This is a genomic window from Nocardia sp. NPDC049190, from assembly GCF_040648115.1.
Lineage (GTDB): Bacteria > Actinomycetota > Actinomycetes > Mycobacteriales > Mycobacteriaceae > Nocardia.
This window is the reverse complement of sequence record NZ_JBEZDE010000063.1, coordinates 1-23,317: the sequence shown is the minus strand read 5'-3', so window position 1 is coordinate 23,317 and position 23,317 is coordinate 1. Positions and strand designations below refer to the sequence as shown.

The 23,317-nt window shown below is 64.0% G+C and carries 27 protein-coding genes and 2 pseudogenes; 22 read left to right on the top strand and 7 right to left on the bottom strand.

The genetic code is table 11. The features are described 5' to 3' along the window. Window positions 1-912 (top strand): hypothetical protein (locus AB0B25_RS30220; protein ID WP_357186683.1); only part of this gene is annotated, 912 nt, incomplete at its 5' end. Between the two features lie 222 nt (window positions 913-1,134). Further along, a complete protein-coding gene (locus AB0B25_RS30215) occupies window positions 1,135-1,869 on the top strand; it encodes a recombinase family protein (RefSeq protein ID WP_357186680.1) in 735 nt (244 codons plus the stop codon). Between the two features lie 344 nt (window positions 1,870-2,213). Here the strand turns inward: AB0B25_RS30215 and AB0B25_RS30210 are convergent, their stop codons facing one another. Next, window positions 2,214-3,041, bottom strand: coding sequence for a hypothetical protein (locus tag AB0B25_RS30210; protein ID WP_357186678.1), 828 nt, complete (start codon window positions 3,039-3,041; stop codon window positions 2,214-2,216). An 893-nt stretch (window positions 3,042-3,934) separates the two neighbouring features. On the opposite strand from AB0B25_RS30210, the gene AB0B25_RS30205 reads away from it, so the two are divergent. The 12 genes and pseudogenes from AB0B25_RS30205 to AB0B25_RS30150 all read left to right on the top strand — a co-directional run bounded on the left by AB0B25_RS30205 (window position 3,935) and on the right by AB0B25_RS30150 (window position 13,316). Beyond that, entirely contained in the window at window positions 3,935-4,480 is a 546-nt protein-coding gene (locus AB0B25_RS30205; protein ID WP_357186675.1) for a recombinase family protein, read from the top strand. 190 nt (window positions 4,481-4,670) lie between these two features. Next, window positions 4,671-4,961, top strand: coding sequence for a hypothetical protein (locus tag AB0B25_RS30200; protein WP_357186672.1), 291 nt, complete (start codon window positions 4,671-4,673; stop codon window positions 4,959-4,961). Beyond that, a pseudogene (locus AB0B25_RS30195) lies at window positions 4,961-5,236 on the top strand (hypothetical protein); the annotation flags it as partial. The gene AB0B25_RS30200 and the pseudogene AB0B25_RS30195, both read left to right, overlap by 1 nt. 5 nt (window positions 5,237-5,241) lie before the next feature. Then, window positions 5,242-5,601, top strand: coding sequence for a sigma-70 family RNA polymerase sigma factor (locus AB0B25_RS30190; RefSeq protein WP_357186669.1), 360 nt, complete (start codon window positions 5,242-5,244; stop codon window positions 5,599-5,601). 644 nt (window positions 5,602-6,245) lie between these two features. Continuing rightward, window positions 6,246-7,271: a hypothetical protein gene (locus tag AB0B25_RS30185; RefSeq protein ID WP_357186667.1), complete on the top strand. Its 1,026-nt coding sequence runs from the start codon at window positions 6,246-6,248 to the stop codon at window positions 7,269-7,271. 444 nt (window positions 7,272-7,715) lie between these two features. Next, on the top strand, window positions 7,716-7,868 hold the full coding sequence (locus AB0B25_RS30180) for a hypothetical protein (protein WP_357186664.1): 153 nt from the start codon (window positions 7,716-7,718) through the stop codon (window positions 7,866-7,868). Beyond that, on the top strand, window positions 7,865-8,320 hold the full coding sequence (locus AB0B25_RS30175; protein ID WP_357186661.1) for an ASCH domain-containing protein: 456 nt from the start codon (window positions 7,865-7,867) through the stop codon (window positions 8,318-8,320). The genes AB0B25_RS30180 and AB0B25_RS30175 overlap by 4 nt, the downstream gene beginning before the upstream one ends. Then, window positions 8,321-8,935 (top strand): recombinase family protein, encoded by a 615-nt coding sequence (locus AB0B25_RS30170; RefSeq protein WP_357186658.1) that lies wholly within the window; start codon window positions 8,321-8,323, stop codon window positions 8,933-8,935. Next, window positions 8,932-9,573 carry a hypothetical protein gene (locus AB0B25_RS30165; RefSeq protein WP_357186655.1) on the top strand — a complete coding sequence of 214 codons (642 nt, stop codon included), beginning with the start codon at window positions 8,932-8,934 and terminating at the stop codon, window positions 9,571-9,573. The genes AB0B25_RS30170 and AB0B25_RS30165 overlap by 4 nt, the downstream gene beginning before the upstream one ends. Window positions 9,574-10,233: 660 nt before the next feature. Further along, window positions 10,234-10,437 carry a hypothetical protein gene (locus tag AB0B25_RS30160; protein WP_357186652.1) on the top strand — a complete coding sequence of 68 codons (204 nt, stop codon included), beginning with the start codon at window positions 10,234-10,236 and terminating at the stop codon, window positions 10,435-10,437. A 1,224-nt stretch (window positions 10,438-11,661) separates the two neighbouring features. After that, window positions 11,662-12,318 (top strand): hypothetical protein, encoded by a 657-nt coding sequence (locus tag AB0B25_RS30155; RefSeq protein WP_357186649.1) that lies wholly within the window; start codon window positions 11,662-11,664, stop codon window positions 12,316-12,318. A 434-nt stretch (window positions 12,319-12,752) separates the two neighbouring features. Next, window positions 12,753-13,316 (top strand): restriction endonuclease, encoded by a 564-nt coding sequence (locus AB0B25_RS30150; protein ID WP_357186646.1) that lies wholly within the window; start codon window positions 12,753-12,755, stop codon window positions 13,314-13,316. 53 nt (window positions 13,317-13,369) lie between these two features. Here AB0B25_RS30150 and AB0B25_RS30145 read toward each other — a convergent pair whose 3' ends face one another. Next, entirely contained in the window at window positions 13,370-13,690 is a 321-nt protein-coding gene (locus AB0B25_RS30145) for a hypothetical protein (protein ID WP_357186643.1), read from the bottom strand. 684 nt (window positions 13,691-14,374) lie between these two features. Between AB0B25_RS30145 and AB0B25_RS30140 the strand changes: the two genes are divergently transcribed. The 3 genes from AB0B25_RS30140 to AB0B25_RS30130 all read left to right on the top strand — a co-directional run bounded on the left by AB0B25_RS30140 (window position 14,375) and on the right by AB0B25_RS30130 (window position 16,093). Then, a complete protein-coding gene (locus AB0B25_RS30140) occupies window positions 14,375-14,887 on the top strand; it encodes a DUF4158 domain-containing protein (RefSeq protein ID WP_357186640.1) in 513 nt (170 codons plus the stop codon). A gap of 294 nt (window positions 14,888-15,181) precedes the next feature. Beyond that, a complete protein-coding gene (locus tag AB0B25_RS30135) occupies window positions 15,182-15,385 on the top strand; it encodes a hypothetical protein (RefSeq protein ID WP_357186637.1) in 204 nt (67 codons plus the stop codon). Between the two features lie 396 nt (window positions 15,386-15,781). Beyond that, window positions 15,782-16,093 (top strand): WXG100 family type VII secretion target, encoded by a 312-nt coding sequence (locus tag AB0B25_RS30130; RefSeq protein ID WP_357186686.1) that lies wholly within the window; start codon window positions 15,782-15,784, stop codon window positions 16,091-16,093. A gap of 183 nt (window positions 16,094-16,276) precedes the next feature. Here the strand turns inward: AB0B25_RS30130 and AB0B25_RS30125 are convergent, their stop codons facing one another. From AB0B25_RS30125 to AB0B25_RS30115, 3 genes are all read right to left on the bottom strand, one after another. Continuing rightward, on the bottom strand, window positions 16,277-16,648 hold the full coding sequence (locus tag AB0B25_RS30125) for a hypothetical protein (protein ID WP_357186634.1): 372 nt from the start codon (window positions 16,646-16,648) through the stop codon (window positions 16,277-16,279). 288 nt (window positions 16,649-16,936) lie between these two features. Next, window positions 16,937-17,263 carry a hypothetical protein gene (locus tag AB0B25_RS30120; RefSeq protein ID WP_357186631.1) on the bottom strand — a complete coding sequence of 109 codons (327 nt, stop codon included), beginning with the start codon at window positions 17,261-17,263 and terminating at the stop codon, window positions 16,937-16,939. Between the two features lie 780 nt (window positions 17,264-18,043). Beyond that, entirely contained in the window at window positions 18,044-19,000 is a 957-nt protein-coding gene (locus tag AB0B25_RS30115) for a WYL domain-containing protein (protein ID WP_357186628.1), read from the bottom strand. Window positions 19,001-19,060: 60 nt separating this feature from the next. Between AB0B25_RS30115 and AB0B25_RS30110 the strand changes: the two genes are divergently transcribed. After that, window positions 19,061-20,194, top strand: coding sequence for an epoxide hydrolase family protein (locus AB0B25_RS30110; protein WP_357186626.1), 1,134 nt, complete (start codon window positions 19,061-19,063; stop codon window positions 20,192-20,194). Between the two features lie 110 nt (window positions 20,195-20,304). Further along, window positions 20,305-20,433 (top strand): annotated as a pseudogene (locus AB0B25_RS30105) (helix-turn-helix domain-containing protein); the annotation flags it as partial. Window positions 20,434-20,528: 95 nt separating this feature from the next. Here the strand turns inward: AB0B25_RS30105 and AB0B25_RS30100 are convergent. Then, entirely contained in the window at window positions 20,529-20,876 is a 348-nt protein-coding gene (locus tag AB0B25_RS30100) for a hypothetical protein (RefSeq protein WP_357186694.1), read from the bottom strand. A 195-nt stretch (window positions 20,877-21,071) separates the two neighbouring features. On the opposite strand from AB0B25_RS30100, the gene AB0B25_RS30095 reads away from it, so the two are divergent. Further along, complete coding sequence (locus tag AB0B25_RS30095) at window positions 21,072-21,212, top strand: hypothetical protein (RefSeq protein WP_357186623.1); 141 nt, start codon at window positions 21,072-21,074, stop codon at window positions 21,210-21,212. 628 nt (window positions 21,213-21,840) lie between these two features. Continuing rightward, the gene (locus AB0B25_RS30090) at window positions 21,841-22,101 is read left to right on the top strand and encodes a DoxX family protein (protein ID WP_357186620.1); all 261 of its coding nucleotides are present in this window, start codon (window positions 21,841-21,843) and stop codon (window positions 22,099-22,101) included. Here the strand turns inward: AB0B25_RS30090 and AB0B25_RS30085 are convergent. Next, a complete protein-coding gene (locus AB0B25_RS30085; protein ID WP_357186691.1) occupies window positions 22,026-22,385 on the bottom strand; it encodes a hypothetical protein in 360 nt (119 codons plus the stop codon). The genes AB0B25_RS30090 and AB0B25_RS30085 overlap by 76 nt on opposite strands. Before the next feature lie 39 nt (window positions 22,386-22,424). Here AB0B25_RS30085 and AB0B25_RS30080 point away from each other — a divergent pair, with 39 nt between their 5' ends. Then, on the top strand, window positions 22,425-22,904 hold the full coding sequence (locus AB0B25_RS30080) for a hypothetical protein (protein WP_357186689.1): 480 nt from the start codon (window positions 22,425-22,427) through the stop codon (window positions 22,902-22,904). Window positions 22,905-23,317: the final 413 nt, after the last annotated feature.

Sequence of the window (23,317 nt, the reverse complement as noted above, 5' to 3'; positions counted from 1 at the left end):
ACAGTGCACTCCGACTGGGGATTGCTGCTAGGGGCAACCGTGACCGGCTCAGCCATGCCGTCGGTCGGCGCGATGATCCGAACCCGCTGGGCCACCATACACACAACACCCCGCATGGTGGCGGTGGCCTACTCCCTGGAATCCAGCCTGGACGAGATCCTGTTCGTCGCTGGACCCGCCGTCATCGGTATCCTCACCACCATCGCCTGGCCCGCGGGGATACTCACAGTTCTGGGCACGACACTGACCGGCATGCTGTGGCTGGCCGCCCAGCCCAGCAGCCAAACTGCAGTGGCGAACACCGGTTCGCGCCCCTTACGGGCAATCACACAGCCAGGAATGCCGATACTGTGTGCGATCACATTCGCTATCGGCGGCATCCTCGGCGCCACAGACATGATCATCGTGGCCCGCGCCCCCACCCCCGTTCTCGGTACCCTGGTGCTAGCGCTGTGGGCAGCGACCAGTTCCGCCGGCGCGCTTGCCTACGCCGCCTGGTCGCCTACCGTGACGTACCAACGCCTGGTGATCGGCACATCTACGATCCTTGCAACCACCACCCTGCTGCTACTGCCCACCAGCTTCATACAGACAGCCTGCATCCTGACCGTAGGAGGCATTGCTTTCGCCCCGACAATTGCCATCCTGACCGGACTGACAGAACAAACCTGCCCAAGACAATCACTCACCGAAGCATTCGCCTGGCTCTCCAGCGGGACCGCCTCGGGAGCAGCCATCGGAACGATCACCGCCGGCCACATACTCACAACAACCGAAGGCCGAACACCATTCACCCTTCCCGTACTATTCGCCGGTCTCGCCGCGACCATGTCGATCGCCGGACACCTCAGCCGAGCCCGAAACACATCCCAGACACCAACCGCGGACAAGACCCTCACATGCCAGGACTGACACGCTGCAGGTAGACCTGCTCAACAAACAACCCCGTGGCGCGATGAGCAGACCGTGCATTAGAAACGATCGGTTTACCGACACCTGCACCCGAGTCGGCCCCGTTTGATCGAACCCCTGTTCACGGAGGGTCGAGCCGAATCACCCACCTGTCGAACAAACGTGTTGCGGAAACCGACTGTCCAACAAGCCGTGTCGGCCCTTTCTCCTACACTCCCGGGCATGATCGACACGGCGCGCACTCTCGATATCCCGGATCCGCTCGTCCTCGACGGCGATGCGCTCGATCCGATCGGCGGCGGGGGCGCGCTGATCGGATACGGCCGGGTGTCCACCACCGGGCAGCTGCTCGACCGTCAGATCCACGCACTCACTGCGGCGGGCTGCCAGAAGATCTACACCGACAAGAGATCCGGCAAGGACACCGAGCGCGAAGAGCTCTGGAAGTGCCTGGACTACATGCGATCCGGCGACACCCTGGTCGTGCCGTCGTTGGACCGGCTCAGCCGATCCCTGCAAGACCTGATCTCAATCGTCACCGGACTTCGCAAGCGCGGCATCGGATTCCGATCCCTGCACGAAGCCATCGACACCACCACCCCCGGCGGGCGGCTCGTGTTCCACGTGTTCGCCGCCCTGGCGGAGTTCATCCGGGAACTGATCGTGCAGGGCACCAACGAGGGCTTGGCCGCCGCGCGGGCCCGCGGGCAACGGCTGGGCCGACCGCCGGCCATGACCGCCGAGCAGATCCGCCAGGCCCGCGCGATGCTGACCCAACCCGAGGAGTCGGTGTCCTCGATCGCCCGACTGTTGGGCGTCTCACGGTCGACGCTCTACAAGTACGTTCCCGAACTCGGCAAGGGCCACGGTCAACTCATCGCTGGGCAGGATCGCCCGATGCCCGACGTCAGCAAGTACGACGAGCTGCTGCCGTCCCGCCGGGCGATCGAGGCGTAGCCGGTCGTGGCCGGGTAAGGGTCAGCCGAGCCACCACCACCGGCAGCGCGGCCACGGCCCGCGCGAAAGGCCGACTCAATGGCAAGCAGCCGAAACTGCCTCTGGCAGCACGCAAAACGATCCACCGCCGCTACCACGACCCCGACGACGCGAGCCTGGCCGACCTAGCTGAGGAATACAGCGTCGGCCGCTCTACCATCCACCGCATCATCAGCGGCACCGCGCCACGGGCATAGCAGTCGCGGCACTCACCTACCCGGCATCCCCAACCCTGCCATCGCCGCTGGTCAAGGCAACTTCGTTGTTCTCGCGCGATTACTACCGGGACCCCAAACTTGCGAGTTTCATCCGCCCTGTACGGGGTTCCGCCATGCATAACCTTCGTTGATTTCACCGGGCCAGGCTTCCCCGGTGATTCTGCCGTGGGTGCGTACTTCGATCAGGCGATCCAGTGCGCCGTCGATGGCCTTGCGGCTCAGACCAAGGTCGTCCAAAGCGGTGCGTAATCGGTCCACATCGACGGCACGCACGCTGCGCAGTACGTCCTCGCTGAGGCCGACGTTGTGGAACTCGAGAGTGAAGTCTGAGCGTATACCGACACGTGAATCGGGAAATTCGGGAAAACTCAACGAATGATCGATGGCGACGATCTCGCCGTCGTGGCCGGTGCGATAGTTGTGCATGTGTCGATCGGTGTTGCCTATGACGTAGTCGAGTACGGCCATTTGTTCCCGCTGTACCTTCGGGTATTGGGCATTCAACCGGAGAAGCTCCCGCCTCTCGGTTTTCGAGAGTATGCGTCCCAGTTGCTGCTCCTGCACTATCCGGGCTACTCCCGGGTGGCTGGGCGTCGAGAAGACCCACAACTGATGTGAGCCTGGCCCGTAGATCCCGTTGACCATGGCGGTGGGTGGTACCCGACCGAATCCGAGGGCCTCGTCGACCCGGAATGCAGCTACTTCCCGTTTCGCGAGTTCGCCTCCGCCGCGCCCGATCCCGTAGCGCAGAGGATGCCACACGTAATAGCCTTCCGGCCTTCGTACGACTTCGGTCAGGTTTTCGAGGTACGCGGGCTTGTAGACGCTGCGGGAACCACCGGCGGTGCGTCCGAGGAAGATCGAGGTCAAATTGGTGGAAAGGGGTTCTGGTTTGCCGGGTCCCGCCGTCTGCATTGCTTGTTCCGCCGCGCTCGGTAGAAACTTCGTTCTAGCGATATTTTCGGCCTCGCTGTACTGATTCACCGCACCACGAAGCGCGTCCGCGCCAGCAGCGGACGGATGCGCCCGTAATTTCGCGACCTCTGGCGCAGCTCGTATCAACCTGTCACGCAGGGCTGACAACACCCGATATAAACTTTTATCGATCACAGCGCATCCAGCAGGGAGACGTCATCTCGAACCAATCTTCGGTCGAACCGACATCCCTACCTGTCACACCGACTGGTCTAAATCTTATGGCCCCGACATGCGATCCGCGCAACCCCGCAACCGACGGCCCCGATCCCGAAGGATGGCGTCACCTCGGGCATACGGCGAGAGAAAACCCAGGTAAAACGGCCATTATGTGATCTTGAATCGAGTTTTCGCTATCGGCGTATTCGGGACCCATGGATGGCGTAGACGCTGCTGCTCAGGCAGCGCCTACCTGCGGAAACACCACACAGCACAGAGCGTTTGGCCGACATTCGTTGCCGTCATGCCCCGATTGCCTCGTGTGGCGCGATTCTTACCGGCACCCCGCCTCGGAAGGGAGTTCGGTCAGCGGATGCCGAAGTGGCGTTCGCGTAGCTCGGCCAGCACGCGGTGCACCGCTAGCAGTACGGACCACCGCGATGCAATCGAGAAGTTGGCCGCCGAATTCGAATGCCGTCTGCGAGACCCGGCGTGTACAGCCGCGCGATGGTCAGGCTGACCAGCGGCCGACGCTATCGATTCAGGCGGGGCGCGCGCAGGTGTCGAGGCGTTGGGTCACGCCGTGACTTCGTGGACTGCGGCTCCGGCTCGCACGTCGAGGATGCTCAGTACTTGATCGGCTCGGCCGCTCCCTGCAGGACCTCATCTCCATTGTGGCGGGACTCCGCAAGCGTGGCATCGGCTTCCGCTCCCTGCACGAAGCTCTCGATACCACGACGCCTGGCGGCCGGTTAGTCTTCCATGTGTTCGCCGCGCTCGCCGAGTTCATCCGCGAGCTGATCGTCGACGGCACCAACGAGGGCTTGGCCGCCGCCCGCGCCCGCGGACAACGCCTCGGCCGGCCACCGGCCATGACCGCCGAACAGATCCGCCAGGCCCGCGCCATCCTCACCCGCCCGGAGGAAACGGTGTCGTCGGTGGCCCGGCTGCTCGGGGTCTCGCGCGGCACCCCTCTACGAGCACGTCCCCGAGCTTGGCAGCAGGAAGCATGTGGCCGTCGAAGGCTGACCACCCCGAGCCGCACGAGGCCGCTACTTGGCGGTCGGAAACCTGGGATGACTTCGGCCGCAAGGCCAATCGATCGTCCGGATGCGGGCTCGACATCGGGAAGTCCGCCGCCCAATCTCTTGGCCGGAGCGCGGGCGGCGGACCTCATTTCGACAGACGCACAGAACGCGCCTGGTCGATTAGTGGGTTAGGGGGTCCCAATCGTGAACCGGATGTGACTCTGTTCACACGCCAGCAAAGGCGGCTGGACTACTACTCGTCGGCGCGAGGAGGATCCGACCCACAACTGCATGTACAGGGCTTGATCCGCTCGGACTTCTTGGCCGGAGCGCGGGGTGGATCAGGTCGATATCTTTCGACAGACGCACAGAAAGTAGCGACGTGAACGCTGATTTTCCGCTGCCTGGCGCCGACCAGGTCTACCTCGACGCTCGCCTTGTACAGGCCCTCTACCGCCATGCCGGGGCGGGTGCGCTGACCGCCATCGCAGTCTTCGTCCACTTCCTCGCACCAGCCCACTCCGCTTCGGCCCTCGGTGCGCAGGCCAGCGCGCTCCTCCTGGGTGCGCTGCTGCTGGTCGATATCGTCGTAACGGTGGCCAAGGCGGTGCGGGCCTGGTTCGCGACCGCCGACATGCTGGTGATCCGGCTGCCTCGGAATCGTAGGCGCTGATGCGGCGGGCGATGACGAGGTCACGAGCGGCGTCGAGGCTGACCGAGCTCGACCTGATTCGCATCAAACGAGAGGTAGAGCTGTTATTCGGTCCTGAAATGGTCCGACACCTCCACGGTAATCGGGACTCCGAGTTCCCACAGTTCTACCGTGAGCACCGACCAACAGTATTGGCATTCTTGAGTTTTCACGGTGCCTCAGCGGCAGATGCCGCCGAGGTTACTCAAGAGGCCATGGAACAGGCCTTCGACAATTGGGGGTCTATCACTCACCCCAAAGCGTGGGTCTTGAAGGTCACGCTGCGAATGTTCTGGAACGGGCACAGGCGACAGGCCGTGAGGTCTCCTTCGACGAATTGCCCATCGAAGGCACCCGGCACGAATGGGCGAACAGCTATGACCTCCTCTTCACCGCCGCCGCGGAGTCCATCGACGCGATGCTGACCCAGCAAGACACCCTGCAAGCGCTGCAGCGACTTCCACCACGGCAACGGCAGGTTTTCGCCTACACCGTGCAGGGCTACACACCCGCCGAGATCGCTCGCCGCCTCGGTGTCACCTCCGAGACCATCCGGTCCTCGCTGAAGAAGGCGCGCAGCACACTCGCGCCGCTGGTCCCCCAAATCCTTGGTACCGCGTGATTCGGTGTTATCGGCCCCCAAGTCGCGTGGTCGCCAGCGCTGTTCGACGGTATCAATGCGAAAGGCCCCGCCAGCTGACGGGGCCTTTCTACCTGGACAACGGGTGCCCTGTGGTCGAAGCGACGCTCTACCAACTGAGCTACACCCCCGTGAGTGGAGGTGACGGGACTCGAACCCGCAGCCCTCGCAGTTGCCACGAATCGTATACCGAGGCACCGACATCGAGCGCTGCCGCACTGGCCACTCCGCCGCGGGCGCCATTCAGGGTCCCCGTCGAATTTTGGGCGGATAGGGCGCGAACGGATTACCCTCTGTCAGCCTGAAGTCTCAGGGCTGGCCGGATGGTCGTCAGAAAATGCCTGGTAGGTGGGCTACTCTGACGCCTTTCGAGTGCCTGGCGGAGACGACGTTGGGTATACCCCAACCGGACGGCCTTTCGTGGTTACCACCGGTTCTTATCGAGCCGGTCCGGCCGGGCGATCGCTGGTCGCCATTGGCAGCGGCGCGGATCAAGCCTCGCTCGGCCGTCCCGGCCGTGGGGAGAGGCTGATGAGATCGGGGGGTTTAGCCTGGGAACTCGCATCGCGACAGCCTGCGCGTTGTACCAGCCAGCCGGACGTCCTTGCCTTCGTGGAGGTTTTTGTATGACCCGCACCACCGCGCCCCGGCCGGTCGATATAGCAGCGGTGATTCCCGCTCTGGCGCCGCTTGCCCGGACCGCGACTCGGCTGCACCCTCGCCCCGGCAGCCCCTCGTGCTACGACAGTTCCGTGGGTGGGCCGCTGCTGTGGCCGGCGGGTGAGCCGTGGCCGCACTGTCACGACCCGCACTGGGGAGAGGTGATGTCGCTGAGGCAGGCACGGTCGAAGCGGCAGGACGCCGTCTGCGACGAGGCTGCGCTGAGCGAGGACGACTACCAATGGAAGAACACCCCGGAGGATCTGGCGAAGTTTCAGCAACTGTATGACCCGGATCCGGTGCTTCCCGAGGGCCCGATTGCCATGCTGCCGATTGCGCAACTGTATGTCCGCGACGTTCCCGGCCTGCGAGCGCCCGCGGGCAAGGATCTGCTGCAGGTGTTGTGGTGCCCGTTCGAGCACGACGAGTACCTGATCCCCAAGACCGTTGTGGTGTGGCGGTCCGCAGCCATGGTCACCGACATTCTGGCCGATCCCCCCGAGCCCGCGGTGGTTCAAGACGGGCTGGGGCAGTTCGTCCCCGAACCGTGCACGATCGCGCCGGAGCAGGTGACCGAGTACCCCAGGTCCTCCGAACTCGACGACCATCTGCAACAACAGCTGCAGCAGTGGGAGGCCGCATACCTCGGCATCGATGTGGAAGACCTCGGTGAGATCGAGAGTCCGTACAACTCGGATCTGTCTGTCGCGCCCGGGTGGAAGATCGGTGGCTGGATCGGCTGGCACGGCAGCGGTCCCTGGGTGGAGCCGTGCCCGGGCTGCGGGGAGCCCACCGAACCGTTGCTGACCATCGCCTCATGGGAGCGGGACGGGGCACAACACAGCTGGGTCCCCGACGAGGATCGGCCTGACATGTTGGCCGGGGGCAACGGGTGCCCGACCAAGATCAATATCGGTGACGCATGGGACCTGGTCATCTGCGCCTGCGCCGCATCGCCCGATCACCCCCATGTGCCGAACCTGTTGAGCTAGCCGGACTCGTCAGATCCGGCGCCGTGCCCCCTGGGGACGGTTTCGGGTGTCTCCGATCTCACTTTGCCTCTCGGGGGGTGGCTTCGCGATTCTCGGGACCCGTGGTAAGCGAACTCGACGGGTTGGGCCGCGCTGGCGGGTGCATTGAAACCGAGCCTCAACGACCCGGTGTCGCCGTTGGGCACAAATACTTTCATGCCGCACCCCGCAGTCGCCTCGCTCTACCGCACCTCGCCGACAACGACGCCTGACCAAGGTCTACAGCCCGACACCACAAGCCAAGTGCACACGACTTCGAACACCGGTGACGACGACTTCGAACATCGACAGTGCTGGAAGGTAATCCCACGTCAGCGAGTCTCATATTCTTATCTCGAAATTACGTCGCATAATTGCGTCACATGATAGAATTATGAGACTATCGCTCGAGCTGGGGAGGCCCACATGGAAACCGAAGTCGAGGCCGGGAGGCTGGCCCTCATCGAGGGCGCCCTCTTCCACAACGAACTCACCGACGACGCGCTCGTCATCGCACTGCGGGCGGCAGGCCTGCCCGAGACCGCGCGTGTGCTGAACCGCGCACTGCGGCTCCGGTGACCGCGGCGCCAGCGCGGCCGGATCTGCGGGTCCCGAGCGCGCGGAGGCCATGGGCGAACCTGATCATGGCTGGACACAAGACGATCGAGAACCGCAGTTGGTCCACCGCTTGCCGCGGTCGTCTGGTGATCCATGCCGGGCGCACCTGGGTACCAGCGGCCGCCAAGTTGTCTCGCACGCTGGGGATTCTCGAGTTCGGTTCCGCGAGTGGAAGTCCCGGTGGGTTCCTCGGAACGGTCGAGGTGCTCGACGTCCACCCGACCGCCGGCTGCTGCGCCCCTTGGGGATTTCAGGACCCGGGCACATTCCACTGGGTCCTCGGCGGCGCCCAGCCGTTCGACGAACCAATTCCGGGCCCGGGACGACTCGGGCTCTACCGCGCTCCGGACCACCTCGTCGATGTGGTCCTCGCGACGACACTGCTCGGCGGCGCCGGGCGGAAAGGCACGTAGATGGACCTCGGCTACGCCCGCGTCTCCACCACCCATCAGGACCTCGAACGTCAACTCGTCGCGTTGGGCGAGCACGGGATACCGGAGGAGCGGATCTACGCCGACAAGAAGACCGGCGCCACCATCGACCGCCCGCAGTTCACCGAGCTGCTGCGCTACGCCCGGCCAGGCGACACCATCGTCGCGACCAACCTGGATCGGCTCGGCCGCAACCTGCGTGAGTGTCTCAACGTCATCCACGACCTGACCGAGCGCGGGGTCGGGGTGAAGACCTTGCGCGATCCGTTGCCGATCGACACCACCGACACCTCAGGCATGGCGGAGATCTCCGTGGCGATGCTGGCGTTGTTCGCGCACATGGAGCGCGTGTTCATGCGCGAGCGCGCCGCGCACGCCCGGGAAGTCGCTGCCGCCCAGGGCAAACAGCCCGGCCGGCCCCGCAAACTCAGCCCCGCCCAGCTCGCCATGGCACGGGCCGCACTGCGCGAGGACCAACCCGTCGAGCAAGTCGCCGAAGCATTCGGGGTATCGCGAGCCACCCTGTACCGCTACCTCGCCGAAGCTACCGACGCTCAGCCGAGCGCCGGAAAACCCGAAGGAAAGAAACAGAGATGACCAATTGGAAGAGCCCGGTCCAGGTGACCGACGCGGATGTGCGGGCACTGACACTGCACGATCCGGATGAGGAATGGCAGCTGCGCGCCGAGTTCACCCCAGCCGCCGCCGAGCTGGCCGACGCACTGCGCAGCACCGCCTTGGGGACCACCGAGGGAGACGACTACGGGTGTGGTCATGGCGCGACCTGGATGCTGCCGCCGCATCTGCTGCAGGTACCGGGGCCGCTCGCACACGCAATCGCCGGAGCGGAACTCGAACTGCCGGAAGGGCCTTGGCCGGAGTTCGGACGCACCCAACACCCGATCAACTGGCCCGAGCTGATCGACACCCACCCAGACCAGCTGACCTGGAACCACGCGATGCTGGAGAACAACCTCGGCGCCGGCGCAGACGCCATAAGCACGGCATACCGGGTCCTTGCTACCCGCGGCTGTCGCCCGTACATGGACGTGTGCCTGTGGGTCGACCCCGACGCCCGGATCTCCATCGAGCCCCTGGCCCTGTACGCCGCCGAGAACACCGTCGACGCCGAGTTGAGAGACCAGGTAGACGAGATCCTGGTAGCCAGCGGACGCCCCCGCGACCTACTGCACCACGACGAACCCGGCGGGTACTGGTACCTGGAAGCAGCCTGAAAAACCCCTACACAGAACGAGAACCGGCCGGCGGCTATCCGGCCGGTTCTCGCGTTCACAGGGTCGCATACGCGGCGACCACGAGGTTTCCACACACCCAATCTCAGATAGCTGAGTGACAAGGCAGGGCGCACAACCTCGAACAGCTGACGCACCTCTGCGCGATTTCACCGCAAATTGCCCTAGAACTCCAGAAAGAGACGTAGGTCACGATCGAGAAAAAATTGCACTAATCTTCCGGTCGCCCTAGCCGACCTGCCACGTCAGGAGCCCGCCACCGAGTGACTCGAAGCACCCGGTATTACTTCCACCCAGAAGCAGCAAGGCCGCCCGAGCTGGGCCCATGGGTCGAACCTTCAAGAGAAGGCCACCCGAGGCGACCTACCAATGCAGATAGCTGAAATTTTGCTCTCTAGGTCATAATTCGCATTTGATGAGATCTATCTCGCACAGATTATGCCAAAAACGGCTCGTATAGCGACATTTCGCCGCAGCGCGAGTGTCTTGCAACCAGATGTTGGCGGTAGCGTCAGATGCGGTTCGACAGTGTGCTCGAGGTCGTGAACCGCCCCGGTCCTTGCCTGGATCCACGGGGCGGCCCACGGAGCCAATGCCGAGTCAAATGACCGAGTCTCAGCTACCTCAGGAGGTAGGGCTCCAATGCCCAACGTAACCGAACCCGTGCGTGCCAACAATTCGATCGCGGGATTGATGGACCGCATTCTCACGATCGGCGGCGGGTGCGTCTCCGCCCTTCTGATCGCCGGTACCCAGCATCCCGTCATCGGGGCATGCGTTAGGGCAACCTGCGTCGGCACCCAGATTCCCAAGGTCGTCATTGATCTGATCCGCATGCAGGCCTAGTGACAAGGGGTTCCGGTAGTCAGCGGATTTCAGCGTATCGCCAGGCCAAAAACCCATGAAGGTCACCCCCTTGGGACTGCACCACGAGACCAAGGGGTGACCGGCAATCCACGCATCGCGCCACTACTACCGGAACCCCGCCAGTCCGCGCATGAGCTGAGCCCATAGCCGACCAGCGGGAGTTGCGACGTGGGTCAAGGGCTTTGGGGGTACCAGCAGCCGACTTACTGGTGAGGCCGTCGATGTCCAACCGCGGTGAGTAACCCGATCGTGATCGAGAAAACGGTCACTGCTGACGGCCAGTCAGCCAGCAACCCAGTCGCGGCGGCCAGGCTGACGGCCAACGAGAGCGTCACAAGAGGGTGAAAGGTCGGCTCTTCTGGGGAGTCAGCCGGATTCGGGCGCTGTTCAACCGGCGGTTTGGCTACGCTCATCTACCTCGGTATTCCTTTTCCTCTACAGGGTTGCAGGGTCCGCTGTCCTCATCTGCGCTACCAGGTGGGGCAGCACCAAAAGCTAAACAGCGGCCCGGAGCACGGCACAACCTGATCCGTTGCGAATTACTGCCCGATTTGTCGCGTGCGTATACGCGCGTATACGCGTGCCCGCGTACTCATGCCCACGGGACACGTGCACATCTGGCCATGCGTCCGCGTGTCCAGTTGAGGGGCCAGGTGGACGAGATCCTGGTGGCCAGCGGACGCCCCCGCGACCTACTGCGCCACGGCGAACCTGGCGGGCACTGGAACCGCTTCCGCGCTGACGGCGCAACCAGCCGCTCTTCACCTATCGGGCTGTAACCGCGACAATTGAAGGATGGGCCGACGCTCGCGCCGTCGGTGTCCTGTATGTCGGACGGCACTTCCTCGCGACGCTCATCCCCGGCGTCGCTACTGCTGTCCGGCCTGCGTCGCCCGCGCCTACCGGGCCCGCAAGAGGTTCAGTGTGGTGTATGAGCAGGTACTAGCCGCCGGCCAGCGGCTTGTCGCTGCCGAAGAGCCGGAGGTGGGGATTATCTGTCCTGGCTGTGGCTGGTGGATCTACCCAGGCGGCCGGGACCTGCGAGCCGATGCCCGTCATTGCTCACCGACCTGCCGTCAACGCGACTACCGCCGCCGCAAGCGCGAAAAAGTTCGTGATCATGACGCATAGCCGTGACATTGTCACGGCTGTCGTCATGATCAGCGCCGATGCTGTCGGTACTCGAGTTCACACTGGCTCGACATGAAATCTCACCCGGCGGTGAACTGGCCGGAAACCGAAGGGGGAGAACCGATGTCGAGCCGCCCGTGGGTCGAGCGCGCGATCAAACCAGGAACCGAGAGAACGACCGAGTTGTACGCCTACCTGCCCTATGAGAACGGCTCGAACCGGTACTGGCTCAGGGAAGTACTCGGCAACCAGGTCAGGCTCACGACGGTGCAACGCAACGGCTGCACTGCGTGGAAGATCGGCCGGGAGCACATGCTGCCGTTGGCTGCGGCGATGGCCGACGAGTACGGCGAGATCGAGTTACGGCTCGAGGTCTCCAAGACGATGCAGTGTGACACCAACTGCAAGGACGCGAATCCCTACACAGTCTTCAGATGTGTCTGTGCCTGCGGTGGGGAGAACCACGGCGGAGTCGGCCGCTACGAGGACTGGTACCGCGCGGGACGGACCACATTGCTGCGCAACGACAAAACCGAAGTGAAGCAGGCAATCATCACCCGCGCGGCCAGATCCAACTGCCGAAGCAGAGCACCGACATCTCCGGCCCCGCGATCACACCGGTCGCACCGGCGATGGAACCGCCCCGCCGGCCGCAACCAACCTCACCACCGCCTCACCTGGCGACACCACTGTCGCTGCCTTCGCCAGAACCCGCGGTTCGCACGGTGATTCCAGCGGCGAATCGCTTCGGCGATCTCGAGCGTGGACCCGCCGACTTCGTGCCGTCGCCTGATGCCAGCCCTGCACCACCAGCACCCGAACCGGTGCGACGCAGCCTCGTAGGACCGCTGAGCGCTGCTGCGCTGGCGCTCATCGCACTCAGCGCCGGGATCTGGCTGATCGCGTCCCCCCACCACCCCACCGCGCAGCCGATGACAACCCAGGAAACGATCCAGCCGCCAGCCATACAAGCCGAACTACCGCCCCCGCCACCGATCACCGAGGCGGCACCAGCCCCGCAGCCGCCCGAGGAAGCTCCGGCGCCGCAACCACGGCTTCCGGCAGGCTGCTACCCGTTCCAGCCGGGCTGCTGAGGGGGCGCCGGAATGGGAAGACGACGTAGTCGTCGCAGCCGCGGATCGGACGCGGCGGGGTTGATGTTCATGGCCGCCATCGCTGCGCTCGCGGTGATCCCGGAGGTCACGCGTATCGCCGAACGGCAGGCCGTCGTACTCGCTTTTACGGCGGTGTGCGTGCTTGCCGTCGCTACCGTCGCGGCGGTACTGGCGGTGTGGCATCGCCGCCGAGTGCGTGCTCGCGATGACGCGCGGGTGCTGGCGGCGCTACGGCAGAACTCGCTGAGTCCCTCCGAGTTCGAGGAGGCGCTGGCCGCGTTGTGCCGGCGTGACGGCTGCACCGATGTCCAGGTGGTCGGCGGATCTGGTGACCTCGGCGCCGACGTGATCGCCCGGGCACCAGATGGCCGCCGAATCGTGCTGCAGGCCAAGCGGTACCGCAACGGCCGTAGCGTAGGAAGCCCAGACGTGCAGCGATTCGCTGGAACCGCGCACACCATCCACCGGGCCGACGTGGCGGCGGTGGTGACTACCGCACATACCTTCACCCCGCAAGCACAGGCGTATGCGGCCAAGGCCAGGATCTTGCTCATCCCGGCAAGAGAACTCGCAGCGTGGGAATCACACACCGGACCGACTCCCTGGGACTGAGCCCGAGAAAACGCTGAAACGATCCTGCTCGGCAGCCTCGGCCGTACGGACGATCAGGGGCGATCCGCGCCCCTCGCGAGCAGAGCTGCACGCTCATCGGCGGTGAGCCAACAGAAGGCCAGCGCCTGCCACAGGTGAGAGCGGCCGTCGATCCATTCGCCCGCCCGGGTCTGACGCAGCAGAGCCTCCCGGAATCGGGCACGATCGGCACCGGACGTCGACATCTCAGCGGCTGCGGCGTCGAGCTCGCGAACCTTGTTCGCGCGGATGCTGATGGCCCACTGGATTTGCTGATCGGATCCGGTGAGTTCCGGCCATCCCGCAGCGCGGGCTGCTTCAGCATTGGCCGCGTTGGCGGCGTCGTGCGTACCCATGGACCCATGGTGCGCCAGGGCACCGACACCACCGGCGACAAGCCGAGTTCAGAGCCGCCGGGCGTAAGCGCCACACGCCTTGACGACAAAGGCCCAAGCACGCCCAGTCCGCCATGTGGACCCTTGTTTGAGCCGTTCCAGTTCCAAGGAAGCGGAACAACTTGCCAGCCAGATACTCGCGCTCATCGGAAAATCGTTGGCCCTACTTTGCACTTCCTGACAGCTTCAGGATTCCGGGGCCGGCAAGGCACGCCAACGATGGTCAAACCGATGGAAGGCAGCCCTGAACGCCTTCGAGATCACCTTCGACGGCCGCCTGTCCGCCGGACGAAAGTAACCACAAATCAACCGATTACACCGTTAATTTGACAGTCCCAAAGCGCGAAGCGAGCGGGACGCTGGGATGTGAGGGTGGTCTCGGCGGGTCGCCGAAGCGTAGGAGGGGTCATGTCCGGTGATCTCCCGTTCACAGTCGAGGTGTCGTCCAGACCGCGTCGTCCACTACCTGTACGAGCCTGGAACTACCAGGTCAGGCTGGCAACGAGAGCATCGTCACGTCACACTCTCTCCGCTCGGCTGTCAGCGTTCATGGAATTCCCCACCAGATCCAGGTTCTCGTTCACGGCAGTAGTGGTGTAACTGAACGGGATCCGGCGCTAAGGATTCGGGTTTCGGTGCTGAAGGTTGTCGGCTGAGCAGACCACTTGTTTTGATTCGGAAACCTTGAGCGTGGTTGTGGTGCTGGTGGTTTCATGTGCGGCTGTGCGTGATGAGGGTGTGGCGGGCCGTTTCGGTGTGTTGTCGCGGGTGGAGCTGGAGCGGTTTTTCCATCTCGACGATGAGGACCGCAAGCTGATCGCGGCTCGCCGCCGGGATTCGAACCGGCTTGGGTTTGCTTTGCAGTTGGTGACGGTCCGGTACTTGGGCATGTTCCTGCCGGATCCTCTTGGCGTGCCGTCGGAGTTGGTTGACTATCTGGCCGAGCAGTTGGGGATCGCTGATCCGGCGTGCGTGAAGAGCTATGTGGATCGGGAGAAGACCAAGCTCGAGCACGTTTGGGAGATCCAACGTGAGCACGCCCTGGTGCCCTTCGCTGAGGTCGAGGGCGAGTTGGCGGGCTGGATCGCGGATCAGGCGTGGATGACTGGCGACGGCCCGAAGGCGATCTTCGACGGTGCGGTGGGCGTGGTTGTGTAACCGTCGTGTCCTGCTGCCGCAGGGCGTGACGACCCTGGAGCGGCTGCTGGCCGCGGGCCGTCAGGCCGCTGATCAGCGATTGTGGGCGCAGCTGGGGGACTCGTTGACTGCGGCGGATGCGCGAGTGTTGTTGGGCATGTTGGAGCCTCGGGTTGAGAACCGGCGCAGGGTCATCGATCTGGAGCGGTTGCGGCGCGGGGTGTTCAAGGCGTCGGCGAAGGGACTGCTGACCGCGTTGGGCCGGTTGCGGGATGTGAACGCGTTGGTGCCGGGCTCGGTGGACGTGTCTCGGCGGTGCCGCCGCGGCGGCTGTTGGGGTTGGCCACGCTCGGGTTGTCGGGGCGGGCGGGGCAGCTGCGGCGCATGCAGCGGGAGCATTTGCTGGCGGTGCTGGTCGCGACGGTTTTCACGCTGCGCTCGCGTGCGGTCGATGACGTGCTGGAGCTGTTCGACCAGGTGATGGCCCGTGGGGTCCAAGTCCGTCAGAACTGGCGGTAAGCCTTACCGCACATAGTTTCCGGAGTCGTCGTGCCCCGGGCAGGGGCGTTTCCCGAGGTCGGCATAAGAGTTATCGCACACAGTCGGTACCTATGCGCGATAGCGCGCTAGCGCCAGATTTCGCAGATTTGGACTGGCCGCTGGAAACATCCCTGGTCAGAGCGCTATCCCGTTGGCTACCAACAGATTGCGCGCAGATGGACTCCACCGGCCGAACCGTTCGGTTCCACTCGAAGAAAACTTGCCGCACTTCCCGCGGATCGGCGGTACCCGAGTACACCCCCCGGGCCGCGGCAACCACGACTATGGCCGATATGGACCGAATGCCTGTTGGGTGCGTCCTACGTTCTGACAGAGTCACCCCGAATCCCCTTGAACGAGGAGCCATCCCCGTGACTGATACCGCCGCTGCCGCGGCGTCACCTACCACGTTCGTGCTCGGTTCCCGAGCATGTTTGCGATGCCGGGCGTTACGTGCAGCAGACCGCGCAGAACCTGATCAGTGGATTGCGCTCGGCGTCGGCGGAGGTCGACGGGCTGATGACGAGTTGGCATGGAATGGCGGCCACCGCCTATGGCGGGGCGTGGGACGAGACGCACACCGCCGCCCTGGGAGTGTTCGAAGCGCTGGCCGACACGGCCGAGCTGGGTGTGGTGGTCGACCGCTCCGCCGCCACCGACCGCTGCCCGGAGGTCGCGAATGCCTGAACCCCGGAATGTATCGGAAACCCCCGACAGGTATACTTTGGCGCGTACACGGAATGCTTTACAGATCCGGCCTGCGGAAACACCCTCCCGCCGAGGGTGTCTCGCGAACGATCGTTGATGAGACACCACACCAGGAGAACTTTCGTCGGCCAAGCACGATAGCAGGAATTAGCATGACCGCCCTCACCATGCCGTGTACATCCCGCTCACACCGTGGCAACACATGCTGTCGACTCGACCGGCGCGGCCGGCCTCGACGGCACAGATGGTGGATGCGGGCGCGTAGACCTCGCGGTGGAGACGTTCCAGGTCTGGTGCTGACGGGGCCGCGTTCTGGGTGTATCGATCGGTCTGGTGTGCTTCGAGCATCACGTCTCGAAGGCTCTCGTACAGTGCCATGTCTTCCTTCTTTCGGTCGGACAGCCCAGGAATCATGCGTAGCGGTGCCGGGAAGTAGCGGATCACCGCGTTGATGTGGGCGCGTTTCTCGCGTATTTGGCGCTGGACTTGTTCGACGGCTTCCCCACGGGTACAGCCGGGTTCATGACTGATCACCCTGATCAGGTTGAGGGGATATGGTCGGTCTCGTCTTGGTCCAGCGAGGTCAGATCGTTCTCGGTCAGGCCCACCCACCAGATCAGGCTCTCGACACGTCGGACCATAGGGTGCTGCTAGCGCAGTGCCGCAGGCACTTCCCAATCCTGATGCACCTCTACCAGCGTCCGTCAGTGCGAATGAACCTGGGAGTGGGCCTTTTCGGCGTATAGCCGCGCGATGGTCAGGCTGACCAGCGGCCGACGCTATCGATTCAGGTGGGGCGCGCGCAAGTGTCGTGGCGTTGGGTCACGCCGTGACTTCGTGGACTGCGGCTCCGGCTCGCACGTCGAGGATGCTCAGCAGCACCATCCGGCACACGGCCATCTGTGACATGTGCCCACGCAGCGTGATCACCGCGTGTGCTGCGGCACGCCGGCATTCCTGAACCAGATCGACGAACGCCGGCGGCAGTGTCACGTTCTGTGGTGCGGGCTCGTGGAACACCGTGCCCAGTTCGTAGCCGAGCGAGCCGGCGATCTCGCGCAGCCGGTCTTCACTCGAACCAGGATCGTGGTCATCGAGCAGATCGTCGCGCACATATCCGTAGGCGAGGGGCAAGAGAGTAGTTGTCATGGTGATCGGGTTCCAGTCGGCCGGCCCCAGACGATGCCGAAAATATCGTTCTGTACACCGGAGCATCTGTTGTCGTGGGGGCGATGTGCCACCTGTGTCACCGTTGGCTCGGCATCCATTGGTCGAGCCGGGTTGTCGCATTCGTCGCCCGATGGTGTCCCGGTCCCGGCCTCGGTGATTCCTGCCGTATCCGGGACCTCGTCACAGCTTCGGCGGCGTTGCCGAAGACACGAGATCGTGGTTCCGCTGACGGGCCATCGTCATTGGTGGTCCTTCCAGCAGCGTTGCTCGAAGCGGGACCGCTGAAGAGTCGCGCAATCCGGATGCTCTATCGACAGCGCCCGGACCCGGGTTTCCTGTACGACAACCACCCTGCGCCGACCGGTGACACTCCCGCATCGGGGACATACCGAGACATACCGATACCACCTACCGGGAGATTCGCGCACTGGCATCTGCTGCGCAGGCTTCAACTGATGAGCATGAGCGAAGACTCAGTTACCGACACATTGACTGCGTCGGACACCGACGGGCCTCCCCCGTGCAGGGCGACGCTGGAGGGCCGAGCATCCTCCATCTCTCACGCAGCACCGCTTCGAGAAGCTTCTCCTACATCTCCAGCCCCTCTCTGCGTTCGTGACGCACAATCCGCCCGAAATTCGGTCGATACTATGGCGACCCCCCTGACATTCTGTGCCGACAGGTGACAGTTGGCACTTGTTGTCACCTGGCCTGCCGACCGGGGACTAGTCGACGGAGCGGTGCCGCGCGGGAAGGGATTCAGGAGTTGTCAACCGCGCGTTGGTAGCGGTCGGACAGCAGCCGCAGCAGCGTAAGCAGTTCCGGCGGGGACTCGACGGTGAAGTCCATCATCAGCATCCCGATGTATGCGGCGATCGTGTCCAGGCTGTCGGCGCCGGTGACGAGGACGCTGTGCAGTTCGTCGATGGGTTCGACAACGCCGACCGTCGGGTTGATTCGGGCGAGGACTTCTTCCGCCGGCGCGTCGACCCGAAGGCGTGCGTGCACGTTCCAGCCTTTCGCGGCGATCGTGCGCATCGCGAAAGCGGTGTAGTCACCGCCCAACAGCGGCTGCGGGGCGAAGCGGCGGCGGGTCGGCATCCGTGGCGCCATCCGGTCGACGCGGAAGGTGTCCCAGCTGCCGTCCTGCGGATCCCGGGCGACGAGGTGCCAGCGCCGCTGCCAGCTGAGCAGCCGGTACGGCTCGACCAGCCGCGGTTCGTCTGCGTAGTCGAACCGGAGCCATTCGACGTGGCGGATCGCCCGGGCAATCTCCAGTAGTACGGCGGCGTCCACCTCCGGATCGGGCGCGTCGGTGCCAATGTTCTCCAGGCCTCGATCGATCGTTGACCGCAGCGCGTCGACCATCGGCCGCAGCCGGGACGGCAGCACCTGCTCAAGTTTCGCGAGCGCTCGTGCCCCCGCCTCCTCCACACCTGAAATGCCCGCCGCCGCGCGCAGCCCGACCGTGACCGCCACGGCCTCCTCGTCGTCCAGCAGGAGCGGCGGCAACTTTCCGCCGGCGCCGAGCCGGTACCCGCCGACGGCGCCCCGCTTAGCCTCGACGGGGTAGCCCAGCTCACGCAGCCGCTCGACGTCGTGGCGGACCGTCCGGGCCGAGACGCCGAGCCGTTCGGACAGCTCCCGGCCAGTCCGACCCCGCGCGGTCTGGAGCAGGGCGAGCAACGACAGCAACCGCGCGGTCGGATCGGTCACCGAAAACTCCTCCTGCTATTAGGAAATGATTCCGCCTAATTAGCTCATATCGTCTTCGACATGAACAACGCGACCGCTTCCCTCGCCCTCCGCCCCTTCACCGTCGCCGTCACCGACGTCGAGCTTGCTGACCTGCATGACCGGCTCGCTCGCACCCGCCTGCCGCAGCCGGCCCCGGCCGACGACTGGGATGCGGGCACCCCGAACTCCTACCTGCGCACGGCGCTCGAAGCGTGGCGCGCCTTCGACTGGCGTGCCGCCGAGGCGCGTATCAACGCCGTACCGCATTTCACCACCGAGATCGACGGCCAAACGTTCCACTTCATCCACGTCCGCTCCCCTCACCCCGGTGCCACCCCCTTGCTGCTCGCGCACACTTACCCCGGCTCGTCGGTCGACTACCTCGACCTGATCGACCGCCTCGTCGACCCGGTCGCGCACGGCGGCCGCGCCGAGGACGCGTTCGATGTCGTCATCCCGGACGCGCCGGGCTACGGCTTCTCACAACCGGTCACCGAGGCAGGCTGGACGACCGCCCGAGTGGCCGCGGCGTACGACCGCCTGATGCGTGGCCTGGGCTACGAGAGCTACGGAATCCACGGCTCGGACAACGGCGCGATGATCGCCCGGGAGTTGGGACTCCTGAACCCTGACGGATTCCTCGGACTGCACGTTCTACAACTGTTCTCGTTCCCGTCCGGTGAGCCGGCCGAGTTCGAGCGCTTGGAGCCCGCGGACCACGCCGGCCTCGCACACATGCAATGGTTCCAGTCGGTCGGCGGCTACAACACGATGAACGCGTCACGCCCGCAGACCGTGGCCGTAGGTCTCAGCGACTCGCCAGTCGGACTGCTCGCCTACAGCGAGCTGTTCAACTCCTTCGGCAACGGCACATCCCTCGTGCCGCTGGAGACGATCCTGCTCGAGGTGACCGTGAACTGGTTCGCCAACGCAGCGTCCGGAATGAGCCGCAGCTATCTGGAGAACGCGCGGGCCGAGGCCGAACCGCGTGCGAATACCGCCCGCACCGGCGTCGCCGTGTTCAAAGACGACTTCCAGACGATCAGGGTCTTCGCCGAACGCGAAAACACCAACATCGTGCACTGGAGCCGTTTCGAGGAAGGTGGCCACTTCGCAGCCCTCGAACGCCCCGACCTCCTGGCGGGCGACCTCCGCACCTTCTTCGCCGGCTGAACTCTAACAACGCCACAAGGCGTGTGAGGTCCAGCTGAACGAAAACTGACGGAGAAGCTTGACACTCGGTCCCCGTGAACCGTAGGGAGATTCGGGTGAGCGAGCCTGTCATGGACCGCGAGGTGCGTCGGCGCCTGGCGGTCCTTCGTCATGTCGAGGAAGTCACCGGCAACGTCGCGATGACCTGCCGGTACTTCGGCATCAGCCATCGCACGTACTACACGTGGCTGCGCCGATATGAGACCGAGGGTGGACGGACTGCGCGAACGGTAACGACGCCCGCGGGGCGAGGTGCGACAACTGGGTTTTGTCGCAGGCCCGCATCTTCGTCAGGTCAGGAGGCCGGTCCGCGCGACCCGACGAGCTCAATCACGATCCTGCCGTTCGCGGGCAACCGGATCACAGCCGCCTGCTCGGCCGGGTGGTCGGAGATCCGATCCACCAGATCCCGCATCTGCTTCGCCGCGAGCTCCTCGGATCCGTAGCGTCCGAACCGATGCGCCGCGGGGCTCAGGTCGACATCGCCGTAGCGGTTGCCCGTGAGGTACGTCATCTGAGCCTGGATGGTGAACTCTTGCGGCAGGCGAGAGTCCCCCTTCGCGATCCTCTCGACCCGGCACTCGGCGATGAGATCGGCACGAACGAGCCGACCCTCGTCGGCCTCCAACCAAAGCTTTCCCATCCGCGCATTCTGACCGAGCCCACCGACACCCACCTGGCCGAACCCGGCGTCCGACCTCCAATAAGCCCTGCGTCCCAGTCGCTCTCGGCGTTCAATCCCCTGTTCAGGGCCCTGGGAGCGGCACAGATAGAGGGGTCACTTAGTGCACCGTTCAGGAGGTCTTGCCGCAGGTCGATTCGTCCTGCCTATCTGGTCGTGCTGCACGCGGTCGGCGGCATCATCGCCCAGCGCGGCAACTACTCGATGGCGGATTGGGCAGCACTCACCGACGCCGACCCGGCTGCGGTGAGCCGCGTGCTGGGCGAGCTACGCGCACGTCACTTCGGCATCCGCTGACCGGAATCCCGTAGGGGCATACCCCCGGTCGATGTGTGGCTTTGGGGTACCCCAGGTGCACATCCTGGTCAGGCCGTGCAGGCCCATTTGAAGACACGAGTCGTTGAGCAAGTCACGATCACCCGTGGCCGACATGCCAGGAGTATAATCGAAACTGTGTTCGATTCAGATCGGGTGGTGTGGTGGGCCGACTGCGACAGGTGATGGTCGATCCGGTCACATCGGCGAGCCGGGCGATCTCGCCGAGAGTGCGGAACTGGTTCGGGTTGCCTTCGACCGTGAGGGCCCGTGGTTGATGCTCGCTGTTCCAGAGAGCGAGGAAGGCGGGCAACTCGCACTCCACCGCTCCGCATACTTTCAAGACTATTGACGAATTCATCCAAGTAAAAAGTGTGCAATGGTGCTAACTTAAGTGGAGCGTTCTCCACGGCACCGATCAGCAAACTGTCTGCGGCGCTGAGATGTACACCACAGGCCGCTAGTCGACTCGTCGACCATTCCGCATGTGATGAGCCGTTATACAGCGATATCATCAGTGACGGCTTGATTCGGCTAATTCTTTGCAGCAGTGCGCTTTTAGTGCACGCGGATCGAAGGATCGATTTCGAAGGCGGGGTATAGATGAGGGTTGGCATTCACGCCGTTGGCTATCGCTGCTGCGATAGGTCTGGTCGGGCTGATCATTGGAGCAGTGGTGAGCCATTTGCGGGCCGGTGATCCGATTGTGAAGCCGGCCGCGGCGGTCGTGATCAGAAAAGAGTCAAGGCGCAACACACCCTCCCGGTTCCGACTACACCTCTGCCGAGGACACGCTCAGCTCATCGAAACCGGGAGGGTGCATTGCTCAGGAGGACGGCCTTCGAAATGCTCCAGAGAGTCGTTGGCTTGATAAAAGGTAAAGCCCGCCTTGCCGAGCGTCCTCTGAGAGAGCTTGGTAACGAACTTCACCGGGTGTCCGGAATCGGACAAACCGATGCTGAGATCGCGCAAGGGCTCCGAGGGATGGACTTGCGAGAAACGAACCGTAACCTGACCAATCATCTCGATTATCACGAGGTCTACCTCGAAGGCCAGCGCTTCGAGCGCAGCGATCCTCGGGTAGCGAGGCAAGTCCGGCGCCTCGGGCGTGTCGAGCGTGGCGATCCAGCGCTGGCGAGGATACTCAAGCGCCAAGGCTTCGATGGCACACCTCGCCTTGTGGATGCCGAAGGTATGCGCAAGGCTGTCGATGCAGGCTGGATTGAAATGTTCCGACGCACACAGAAACCAGAAGAATTCAAAACTGGTAGCCTCTTTCCTGGACGGGGTGAATCCGGTAGCGGTACATATGTTTATGCCCGCAGACCTGGATCGACCACATCTCCGGACACTCTCCGAAAGGCGGCCGAACACTATGCAACCCCAGGATCCGATGATCCGGGCGATGTGATCCACATGGCGATGCATCCTCACGCGCTAACAACTGATTTACGTTCCCTCACTGCAAAACGAGATAAGGAACTGGAATCGATTCGTGCAGAATTGGACATGGAACCTCAGAAGTCTGCAAAAAGAACAGCATTGGAAGAGCGCATGGATGTGATTTCGGACGTGGGACGTTACGGTGCCATACAAGGCTGGGATGCATACTGGGTTAATGACTCAAATATTGCGGTGGTTCTGAACCGTACCGCATTGATAGTCAAACTATAACGGAGATCACAAATACATGCGGCTGTCAAAAGCGGCCGTGGGCTGCGGGTTACGTCCGGCGCGCTACCGCGCACGATCGCGTAGGTTGTCGTGGATGCGTTGCCATGCACCGGCTTTCGTCCATCGCCTTGCCTCGGTGGTGGGTGCGTCGCACACCCATTTCTTGCTGGGTGCGCCGGCCCTGACCGGTGCCGCGTGCTGCCGCCGCCGAGGGTGGTTTGACATGTCCCCAATCACGCGCTGAAGTACTCGGTGCCGCGTATGCTCGACCATCCGGGTCTGCTGAACAACGATCCACGTGCGGAATGGGCCATCAACAACAGTCAGCCGGCATTCGACGCGGCCGACTTCCTCAGGTTCGGCCGGGATATCGTCGCTCAGCTGAGTCACGTGACCAATCGGGCCGGGATCGA